Annotated in this window: 7 protein-coding genes and 1 CRISPR repeat array; all 7 genes read left to right on the forward strand. The window is 56.2% G+C overall.

The window, feature by feature from the left end; all coding sequences use genetic code 11:
* The first annotated feature begins 183 nt into the window (after positions 1–183).
* The 7 genes from GFC01_RS14460 (at position 184) to cas2 (ending at position 8,612) form a co-directional block, all read left to right on the forward strand.
* A complete protein-coding gene (locus GFC01_RS14460; protein WP_152947877.1) occupies positions 184–2,205 on the forward strand; it encodes a TIGR02556 family CRISPR-associated protein in 2,022 nt (673 codons plus the stop codon).
* Positions 2,202–3,170 (forward strand): type I-B CRISPR-associated protein Cas7/Csh2, encoded by a 969-nt coding sequence (gene cas7b / locus GFC01_RS14465; RefSeq protein ID WP_341474009.1) that lies wholly within the window; start codon positions 2,202–2,204, stop codon positions 3,168–3,170. The genes GFC01_RS14460 and cas7b overlap by 4 nt, the downstream gene beginning before the upstream one ends.
* 13 nt (positions 3,171–3,183) lie before the next feature.
* Positions 3,184–3,942, forward strand: a complete 759-nt coding sequence (gene cas5, locus GFC01_RS14470; RefSeq protein ID WP_341474011.1) for a CRISPR-associated protein Cas5 — start codon at positions 3,184–3,186, stop codon at positions 3,940–3,942.
* Between the two features lie 2 nt (positions 3,943–3,944).
* On the forward strand, positions 3,945–6,446 hold the full coding sequence (gene cas3, locus GFC01_RS14475; RefSeq protein WP_152947879.1) for a CRISPR-associated helicase Cas3': 2,502 nt from the start codon (positions 3,945–3,947) through the stop codon (positions 6,444–6,446).
* Between the two features lie 108 nt (positions 6,447–6,554).
* A complete protein-coding gene (cas4, locus tag GFC01_RS14480) occupies positions 6,555–7,058 on the forward strand; it encodes a CRISPR-associated protein Cas4 (protein WP_423244399.1) in 504 nt (167 codons plus the stop codon).
* A gap of 19 nt (positions 7,059–7,077) precedes the next feature.
* Positions 7,078–8,070, forward strand: coding sequence for a type I-B CRISPR-associated endonuclease Cas1b (gene cas1b / locus GFC01_RS14485; RefSeq protein ID WP_152947881.1), 993 nt, complete (start codon positions 7,078–7,080; stop codon positions 8,068–8,070).
* Between the two features lie 278 nt (positions 8,071–8,348).
* Entirely contained in the window at positions 8,349–8,612 is a 264-nt protein-coding gene (cas2, locus tag GFC01_RS14490; RefSeq protein ID WP_152947882.1) for a CRISPR-associated endonuclease Cas2, read from the forward strand.
* A gap of 196 nt (positions 8,613–8,808) precedes the next feature.
* Positions 8,809–10,500: direct repeats of the CRISPR family, unit length 30 nt; unit sequence GTGCGAAGCCTACCTATGAGGAATTGAAAC.
* Positions 10,501–10,657: the final 157 nt, after the last annotated feature.

Genomic DNA, 10,657 nt, shown 5'->3' on the forward strand with positions numbered 1-10,657 from the left:
TAAAGATCTGATAATTTATGGATTGTGGCCCGGTTGGGTTTTCTATTGGTGTAGTCCGGGTTCGTCGGGCAAACGGAAAAAAATATCTCTTTTCTGCCGGATTGCACTGCCAAAAATTTGACGGACTGCTATGTTAGAATGAATCAACAGGGGCCGCAAAAATTTTCAAGGGGGTGATTAATTCTGTTAGAAGCTGTTTCCCTGGTGGGAAGAACCCTGGCCCGGGGTAGGGAGGACACGGAGGACACAATCGGCGATTTAATTAAGCAGCCGCCGGCCAAACCGCCCCGGGTGGAAAGAATCTACCTGGTGAAGCTGAACTTTCAGATTAGCGAAAATGGCCCGCGCCTGGACGCGGATATGGAGGAGATCGATTCGTCCGTGCTGTACCGGTACCGCTGGGTGGGCAATAGAAAGGGCAGCCGGCCCCAGATGTACCTGACCACGGATAAGCTGGATTATCTGGTGGGACAGGCATTGCCCAACCTGCGGGCGGCCATGGAAGAAATGGGCCGGCAGGATACCCGCCTTTATCAGGGGCTGCTCCAGATTACGGAACATTTCTTTCAAAAACTGCCCGACGGCAGCCCGGTGCTGGACCCGGGAAAAGCGGGCCTGGCCGGAGAGGATTTTCTGGCCGTTGCCTGGGAGGGCACAGCGGGCAAGCCCCGGGAAAGGGCACGGGATATGATCGGGCAGGTGGCGGACCAGGTCAAAAAGTTTGCGCTGGCCGGTCTGGGTATTAAATCCTCCGAAGCGGCCCTCTGGACTGTCCTTTTTAATGGGGAGCCCCTGGCCACGGATCCCGCCTATGCGGCAGTGGTGGTCCGGAGCAGGGAGGGTGCCGTGGCCGAGGGCAGCCAGAAGAGCCTGCAAGGCATATGCTCCGTCTGTGGCGGGATGAACCGTCCGGTGACCTATGACCTTTCGCAGCTGGATTTCCTGAAATGCTACATCACGGACAAAATAGGTTTCGCCTCGGGAGTGAGCGATGAGGGTTTCAAGAATACTTTCCTGGTCTGCTCCGCCTGCTTTCGGTCCCTGCTCCTGGCCGAAGAATACATCCGCCAGCATCTGGGCCTGCGCATCGGGCAGCAGATCAACTTCCTGGTCCTGCCCGCCTTTTTGATTGAACCGGACATGGGCCGGGAAGATCTGGAGGCATGGGCGGAAAGACTGCGGGCGCGGGTGGGTACCCTGTCCAGCGCGGCGGGCTGGCTGGAGAAGATTGCCGGCAGGGGCGGGCTGGAAACCGAACTGGCGGATTTCCTGGAGGAACAGCCCCAGGACAACCTGGCGCTTCTGAACTTTCTTTTCTACCAGAAGAACCAGAGCGAATTCCGGGTGCTGGGGCTGGTGAAGGATGTGGCTCCCGGCCGGATCGCCCACCTTTTACAGCATAGTTACAGGTTGGCTGGAAAGGGGGAGGCCCTTTTTGGTGTTGACCACCGGTCCTGGTGGCTGGATCTGACCCGCATCTACCGTTTGATTCCCATCAGCGAAGGCCGGCGGGGGGCCGAGCATAAAAAGCTTCTCTACATATACGAAGCTTTGCTCGGGGAACAACCGGTTAATTATCATTTTCTCATCCGGCAGTTCGTGGCCCTGGCCGCCATTTTCCAGACCGGCGGTTTTGCCGGTACCAACATTCAGCAACCCCAGGCGGGATACGAAGAACTGGAGATGGGGCGGCGGATATTGCAGGCCAATTTACTGCTAAAGCTTTTACGGGAAGAAAATCTTTTGGAGGGGGAATGGCCTTTGCCTGGTGTTTGCGAACTGGAGGGCCTGAACGGGGCCATGCAGGATTACCTGCGGGAAATGGATTACAACGGGCCGGCCACCGCCCTGTTCCTGCTGGGTTACCTGATGAACCAGGTGGGCCGGGAACAGGCCGAAGCCGGGTACAGGCAAAAACCGGTGCTGGAGAAGTTAAATTACGCGGGCATGCTCTGGTCAAAGGTGGTGCGGCTGTCCAATATTGTTTTTGACCAACTGCGCCAGTACGACATTCTGCGTTACAACGAAGGACTCTTTGCCATTATGAAAAAGTTGTTTGACGCCCACCGGGAACAATGGCCCTTTTCGCCGGAGGAAAACGTCTTTTATATCTTATCCGGCTATGCCTACGCCACCCGGGCGGCCATTAAGGCCAAAGCCGATCGGGAAAATAATGCAAGTAATGAAGGAGGAACTGTCCAGTGAATGAAGTGATCCGGCAAAACAGTGAGATCTTATTCCTGTACGACGCCAAAATGTGCAATCCCAACGGCGATCCGGATGATGAAAACCGCCCGCGCATGGACACTGACCGGGAGCGTTGCCTGGTGTCCGATGTCCGGCTCAAACGCTATATCCGGGACTATCTGGAGGAGATGAACCATACCATTTATGTTACCAAGTCGGAAGGCCTGACGGAAGCCGCCGGCCGCTTAAAGCAGGTGCTGGGGCATGAACCCACCGGTGCCGACCTGCCCGTTCTGCTGACCAAACTGGTGGATGTGCGTCTTTTTGGCGCCACCATGCCCATCAGGGGTGACCGGCGGGGGACGGGGGAGGCGGTCAACCTCACCGGGCCGGTGCAGTTTACCTGGGGATATTCCTTGAACAGGGTACAGCTGGTGGATTCGGTGACCATCTCCTCGCAGTTTTCCACCCGTGAAGGGGCGCGGCAGGGGACCTTTGGCAAGGACTACCGGCTGTATTACGCCCTCATCGGTTTCCACGGGGTAATCAGCGCCCGGCGGGCGGCGGCCATGCTGGCCCGGGCCGGAGGAGACGGGAATGGGGCCACGGGCGAGGCCGATGTGGCCCTCCTGGATGAAGCCATGGTCAAAGCCATTCCCCTGCTGGCCACCCGCTCCAAGATCGGCCAGTACCCGCGCCTGTATACCCGCTTTGTTTTTACCGATGCCGAAACCTTTATGGGCGATCCCCGGGAAGACCTCCGTCTGGATCCGGCCAGCGGCCTCCGGGCCGTGCAGGATTTCACCCTGGAATTAAAGGGCTTGGCCGGGCGACTGTCCCGGGTGCATGAGCGCCTGGACCGGGTATACATCTGGCAGGACGCCGACCTGCGTACGGTGGTGGACGGGCAGGAGGTCAGCATGGCCGGATGGCTGGGCGATATTCTCGGTCCTGACAAAGTGAAAACCCTGGGAAGGACTTGATACTTTGAAACAGGTGCTCATTTTCGACCTGCTGGGGCCCATGGCCCACTTCCGTAAATATTATACCAACTCCTCCTCCCTGACCTACGGTTTCCCGCCGCGCACCGTCTTGATGGGTGTGGTGGCCGCCGTCCTGGGATATGAGCGGGATTCGTATTATAAGGAACTGGACCGGGGCCGGTTTGCGATTGTGATCAAGGCGCCGGGGCGCCGCCTGATCCAGACCGTGAACTACGTGCGGACCAAAAAGGAAGACCTGACCGAATTAAGGCGCCTGGGGCGGGCCCGGGGGACCCAGATACCCCTGGAGTTTCTGTGGCCAGCCCGCGGAAACCACAGTTTATGCTTCCGTGTTTTTTTCGCCCACCCTGATGTCGGCCTGGTGGAGGAGGCCGCCTGCCGGTTGAGGGAAAACCGGCCGTACTACCCCCTTTACCTGGGGTTGACCGAGTGCATTGCCCGGGGTGAGTATGTGCTGCTGGCCGGTCGGGGCGATTACCAGGCCGTTCCGCCGGGGAGCCGGGTGAGCCTGCACTCTCTCCTGAACGCCGCCCTGCTGCAGGAAATGCTGCTGGCCGGGAACAAGGGCGCCTGCCGGCTGATCCGGGAAAAAGCGCCCCATAGCTTCGGTCCGGGACGCGCCTTACGTCCCCCGGTATCCATTATTTACGAAGACCGGGGCCAACCTTTTACGGTCCGGTTGCATGTGCCGGCCTACCGCTTCCTTTTTCAGAATGGAGAGGAAGAAACGGTGGCTTTTCTGGAGGGATAGCCATGCCCCATTACGCCCACAAAGAAGGAGCCCGCAAGTATTTGTTGAGCGCACACCTGGCCTGGGTGGCGGCCGGCGCCGCCACCCGGCTGCAGGCCATGCCGGGCCGCCGGGACCTGGTCCCGGCGGCGCTGCTGGCCGGCCTGACCCATGACTTCGGCAAATATACCGGCTACTTCCAGCGCTATTTGCTGCAGGGGAAGGGGGGGCCGGCCAAACAGCATGCCTTCATCTCCGGCCTCTTTGCCCTGCACCTGGCCACCGGGCTCGATTTTCCCTTGCCGCTGCGCCTGGCGGTATTCCTGTCCATCGTTCGCCACCACCGGAGCCTGGCCGATCCCGCAGAGTTCCTGGTGGCCCCGCGGGACCTGGCCCCGGAGGTCCGGGAAAACCTGGACCCGGAGACGGCGGGGCGGCTGCGGGTGGTGGAAGAACAGGTGGCCGACCTGCGCGCTCAGGCAGGAAAGGTGGCCCAATCCCTGTCCTGTGCCGCCGCCCACACAGCCCGCCTGTTGGCCAAACAGGGCATGGATCCCCCGCACTGGCTGGCATGGGATTGGCATCAAATGCTAGATCAATTCCTGGATCAGTGGACTGCGGCCTACGGCGCCCTTTACACCGGCTGGCGCCGGTGGAAGCGCCGGGATGACCGGGATTTGAGCGCCTACTTTGACCTGATCGGCCTCTTCTCGGCGTTGATCGATGCGGACAAAATCCACGCCGCCCGGGTAAGGGAAGCCGCACGGACAACCATTCCGGGAGAGGGAGAGTTGCTGGAGCGCTACCGGGCCGCGCACTTCGGACCGCCCGGCAATTCCATGGAAATACTGCGGGAAAATATCTACCGGAACGTGGCGGCGGGGATCAGCAGGGTGCCCCTGGAGCAGAAGATTTTCACCATTACGGCGCCCACCGGTGCGGGGAAGACCCTGGCCGGGTTCAAGGCCGCCTTTAGCCTGCGGGAACGGTTATCCACCGTAAGGAATAACACCCGGCCTCGCATTATCTATGCCCTGCCCTTTACCAGCATAGTGGATCAAACCTTTGAGGTGGGGGAAAAGTTATTGCGGACTGCCCTGGCCGACCTGGCCGACCCGGCCGCCCCCGTACCCACATCCTGGATATTAAAGCATCACCACCTGGCCGATGTGCGTTACAGCTTGCTGGAGGACGATGAGGAAAGATCTCTGGACGAGGCGCTTTTGCTCATCGAGAGCTGGCAGAGCGAAGTGGTGATCACTACTTTCGTGCAGCTTTTTCATACATTGATTGGCTATGAAAACCGGATGCTGAAGAAGCTGCACCGGCTGGGGGGTGCCATTCTGATCCTGGATGAAGTGCAGAACATACCCGTGGAATACTGGCCGCTGGTGGAGGAAACTTTACGCCGGGCCTGTGATCATCTGCACATGCGGGTGATTTTGATGACCGCCACCCGCCCGGAATGGTTTAAAGAGCATGAGGCCGTGGAGCTGGCCGGCGATCCGGATACGGTACGCCGGCAGTTCGCGGCGGTGAACCGGGTGTCCGTATGGGCGGATATGACCCCGCTGACCGCAGATGAGGCGGCGGCCAATTTCCTGGACGCCTATGCGCAAGACCGTTCCTACCTGGTGGTATTAAACACCATCAAAAGCTCCATTGCCTTTTATGAAGCTTTGCGGGATTATTGGGCCGGAAGCGGGCCGCCCCTTTATTACCTTTCCACCAATATTATTCCGGCGGAAAGGGAACGCCGCCTGCAGGAAATACGCGAAAGGCTGGCGCGGGGGGAAAAGCCGGTTCTGGTGTCCACCCAGGTGGTGGAGGCCGGTGTGGACCTGGACTTTGATGAGGTGTGGCGGGATCTGGGCCCGGTGGACGCCGTGGTGCAGGTGGCCGGGCGCTGCAACCGTCACTTCCGGCGGGCAAGGGGAAATGTACATCTGATGCACCTGGTGGATAAACCGGGCGAAGGCAACCATTCCCTGGCCTCATTTGTCTACGGTAAAATCCATACCCTGGCCGCCCGGCGGTTGTTTGGGGCCAGGTCGTTCCTGGAGGAGCCGGATTTTTATGATGCCGTGGCGGATTACTTTCATACCGTGCGGCAGAGCAAATCCCTGGCCGAAAGCGAGGGGCTTTTGCAGGCCATGGCCCGGCTGCGCTTTACGGGAAAGGGGGCTGATGAGGAAAGCCCATGTATTTCCGACTTCGCCCTGATCCGGGACTTGCCCCACTATGTGCAGGTCTTTGTCTGCGCGGATGCGGCTGCGGAGGAAATCTGGAACCGCTATCAATCCACCGTATCCGGCGAACGGGATCTGCGCCGGCGCCGGGAGGCTTTCCTGTTGCTGAAAAGAGATTTTTTGCGTTATATCGTTTCCGTGCCGAAAGACCTGCTGCTGCACAGGCTGGACGGCGAAACCCGTCCACCGGTTATTCCTCCTTACCTGCTCGATGAGTTCTACGATGGGCAGACCGGCTTTAAACGGGTAAAGGATGAGGGGTGTTTGATTTATTAAGTTCGGGGGCTTTATGGTCGGGCTGCGTGGTTTTTTTGCCGGCTAATTAACCGGCATGGGCATGAGCTGCAGGTTCAAATAACGATGGCCGGGCGAGGTGACTCCTTTTTGACCGGGGATGTACGCGTAATCGGCAGTTTTGTGCAGGCCATGATGATCTGCCCGCGGCAGGTCTGGCTGATGGCCAGGCAGATCTGCCCCGATGAGGACAACGTTTACCTGGAACTGGGACGCCTCATCGATAACCGGGCCTATGGCCGTGAGCGCAAAGAAATACATCTGGGTCATTTGAGCCTGGACCTGGTCCGCCGCGGCGGGCAGGATTTTGTGGTGGGGGAGGTAAAAAAGTCTTCCCGTGCCCGGGAGGCGGCCAGGATGCAGCTGGCCTTTTACCTTTATGAACTCAAGGAGATGGGCATTGAGGCCCGGGGTGAACTCTTGTTTCCTGATGAGCGGCGGCGGGAGCAGGTGATTCTGGATGACAACCTGACTCAACAGGTGGAAGACCTGAAGAAACGCATCACTGCTATTATATACCGGGATACGCCTCCACCGCCGCAGAAAATTCCTTTTTGCGGGAAATGCGCCTATGCCGAGTTGTGCTGGGCATAGTTAATCCGGGGGTGGACCCATGCAGAGGACACTATACCTGTTTGCCAGTGGCCGTCTGAAACGCAAGGACAATACCATTTGTATGGAAAGTGAAGAGGGAACCAGGTATTTTCCCGTGGCCAGCATCCGCGACATCATTGTTTTCGGCGAAGTGGACCTGAATAAGAAGTTGCTGGAGTTTATGCAGGAGCAGGAAATAATCCTGCATTTTTTCGGCCATTACGGGAATTACGTGGGCAGTTTTTATCCCCGGGAACATTACAACTCCGGGTACGTAATCCTGCGGCAGGCCGAACACTACCTGGATCCCGGCCGCCGCCTCCACCTGGCACAAAAATTCGTGGAAGGGGCCCTGGCCAACATCATCCAGATCCTGCGCTACTATCAGAACCGGGGAAAGGACCTGGCTTCATACGGCGAGTCCATCGGCCGGCTGGCGGAAAAAGTGCCCGCCTGTGGCAACGTAGAGGAACTGATGGCCATTGAGGGCAACGCCCGCGCCTGCTATTACGAGAGTTTTAATACTATTCTGGAGGGCTCGCCTTTCATGATCAATGGCCGCAGCAAAAGACCACCGGCCGACCCCTTGAACGCACTGATCAGTTTCGGCAACTCCCTTATTTACATCAAGGTGCTCACAGAAATATACAAAACGCACCTGGACCCACGCATCGGCTACCTGCACGCCACCAACTTCCGCCGTTTTACTTTGAACCTGGACGTGGCGGAAATATTTAAACCCATCCTGGCCGACCGCGTCCTGTTTACCCTGGTGGGTAAAAAAATGGTTGGACCCGGGGACTTCGAACGTCACGGTGCCGCCGTCCTGCTCAAGGAATCAGGCCGGCGCCTGTATGTCAAAGAATTGGAGGAAAAACTGCAGACTACCTTTTACCACCGCCGGCTCAAGCGCAATGTCAGTTACCAGACGCTGCTGCGGATGGAACTGTATAAATTGGAAAAGCACCTGATTGGCGAACAGCCTTACGAACCCTTTGTCAGTCGTTGGTAGGATATGGATGGGGTGGGGTGTTTGGGATGCTGCGGGCTAAAATAACGGAAGCGCCAGGCCCTGACCGCCGGATGGTCGGGGTACATAGAAGGTACTACGGGCTGAAATAATTATGGCTGGCGTTCTTGTGGAGCCCGTAAAAATTTGGTACATAGACGGTACTACGGGCTGAAATAACGGCAGTGCCGCCACCATATCTTGCCACTGTACCGCCGCCGGCCTTTGTATTACCGGCAAAAATAATGGTAGTGCCGCCGGGTTTACGGAGGTAATTGGAAATGTATATCATTCTGGTATATGACGTGAATGTATCACGGGTGGGCAAAGTGCTCAAAACCGCACGTAAATATCTGAACTGGGTCCAGAACTCGGTGCTGGAGGGCGAGCTCACCGAAGCCACTTTTCGTGCCCTCCAGATCGATTTGGAGCGGATTATCAATAAAGAGGAAGATTCCCTTCTCTTCTATGTCCTGGGCAACCAGAAATATGCTAAAAGGCAATTAATGGGTATCCAAAAAGGCGGTGAGCAATGGATCTATTAGCAGGATTTTTGTCGTCGATCGCCAATAATGTAATTATGGCGGGGGATCGACGACAGATCAATGGATAGTGCGGTAGACGGAAAGAAGGCGCCCGCCAAGGGCCGGGCCGTTTTTACTGCCCCGCCCAAAAAGATGATACCTTTGTTTGTAGGACCAGCCCTGAAAAAATGGGTCTTTATTAATGCGCCCTCGACGGGTGCGAAGCCTACCTATGAGGAATTGAAACAGTCAATCCTGCGCCGGACCATAGCCAGGGTTACCAGTGCGAAGCCTACCTATGAGGAATTGAAACTTGTTTTGGTTGCAAATGGTGTCGGAGGCCCGACATAGTGCGAAGCCTACCTATGAGGAATTGAAACAGAAGAAGGTAGTGAAGCCCTATGGTCCAGTATCCTGGTGCGAAGCCTACCTATGAGGAATTGAAACACCCGCCATGGAAGTGGGACGGCGTCACGGTTACACCGTGCGAAGCCTACCTATGAGGAATTGAAACGTGAACGGGTGGCATTCGCCCCCGGCGCGGTGGTGGTGCGAAGCCTACCTATGAGGAATTGAAACATTTGGGCGCGGGTACGTCCGGCATGGTCGAAGGGGGTGCGAAGCCTACCTATGAGGAATTGAAACCCGGTAACGGCATATACAACAACGGCATCGTTTTTTGTGCGAAGCCTACCTATGAGGAATTGAAACGCAACCAGGTGGGGTGGTAACAGGTGGTCCAGTCCTCGTGCGAAGCCTACCTATGAGGAATTGAAACGTCCACTTTTTCATTAGTGCCCCCTCCTTTGATTCAGTGCGAAGCCTACCTATGAGGAATTGAAACACATGTCAATAGGTATTTGTTATGATGTAGCCAGAGGTGCGAAGCCTACCTATGAGGAATTGAAACGCCAACCTCCTGGCCGTCCAGTACGACTAGGATTGGGTGCGAAGCCTACCTATGAGGAATTGAAACAGTGGATTAAGCGGGCTCGCAGAGTACTGGCCAAAGGTGCGAAGCCTACCTATGAGGAATTGAAACAAGGAACATCGGGAAACCTTACTGCACTTATATCAGTGCGAAGCCTACCTATGAGGAATTGAAACACAGGTGTTTCGGGGTTACTACGAGTACGTTAGAATGTGCGAAGCCTACCTATGAGGAATTGAAACGGCATTTTTCGGCCAGGCGGTATTGGTGGTTGGCATGGTGCGAAGCCTACCTATGAGGAATTGAAACACCGTACCACCGGCCATAAATCCAACCAGCACCCACCAGTGCGAAGCCTACCTATGAGGAATTGAAACGGGCTTGCACCCCAACCGGGAGTTAAATATTATTTGTGCGAAGCCTACCTATGAGGAATTGAAACGAATTAAACTCTTTTGCCTGGACGGACACAATGGTTAGTGCGAAGCCTACCTATGAGGAATTGAAACCGGAAATTGTGGTTATTTTGCCGCCGGGCTGTGCTTCCGTGCGAAGCCTACCTATGAGGAATTGAAACAAAAATGTCACCGCCGTATTGCCCTTTTCCTCCTGCGTGCGAAGCCTACCTATGAGGAATTGAAACTTAGCGAAGGTACCGGATTGAATTGTTGATTATACGTGCGAAGCCTACCTATGAGGAATTGAAACCAAAGGGCAATTCCTATATATTCACCGGGAATGTCTACGTGCGAAGCCTACCTATGAGGAATTGAAACGTCCGATGACCCTGGAGGAGAAATTTGAAAAGGCCTTGTGCGAAGCCTACCTATGAGGAATTGAAACTGTTCCCAAACCTGAATATCTGGACCGGGACATTTTTAAGTGCGAAGCCTACCTATGAGGAATTGAAACCCAACGCTTTGTTCGCTGTCGGGGTGTACAGCACATGTGCGAAGCCTACCTATGAGGAATTGAAACATAAGGACGGCAAAAGCTACGGCAGTGTGGCACTCAAGCCCCCTAACTGTATTGGACAGTTTGACTTAAATCTGTTACATTATGCAGTAGGGGGGTAGTCCTGAATGACTAGAAAAAAGTACTCACCAGAGCAAAAAATGCAAATTGTTAAGGAGGC

The sequence above is a fragment of the Desulfofundulus thermobenzoicus genome, assembly GCF_009428905.1.
Lineage (GTDB): Bacteria > Bacillota > Desulfotomaculia > Desulfotomaculales > Desulfovirgulaceae > Desulfofundulus_A > Desulfofundulus_A thermobenzoicus.

What these genes read in the sequence shown, in the direction of transcription:
- cas3 (WP_152947879.1), top strand. Translation starts at nt 3,945, where the DNA reads ATGCCCCATTACGCCCACAAAGAAGGAGCCCGCAAGTATTTGTTGAGC.
- cas1b (WP_152947881.1), top strand. Translation starts at nt 7,078, where the DNA reads ATGCAGAGGACACTATACCTGTTTGCCAGTGGCCGTCTGAAACGCAAG.
- cas2 (WP_152947882.1), top strand. Translation starts at nt 8,349, where the DNA reads ATGTATATCATTCTGGTATATGACGTGAATGTATCACGGGTGGGCAAA.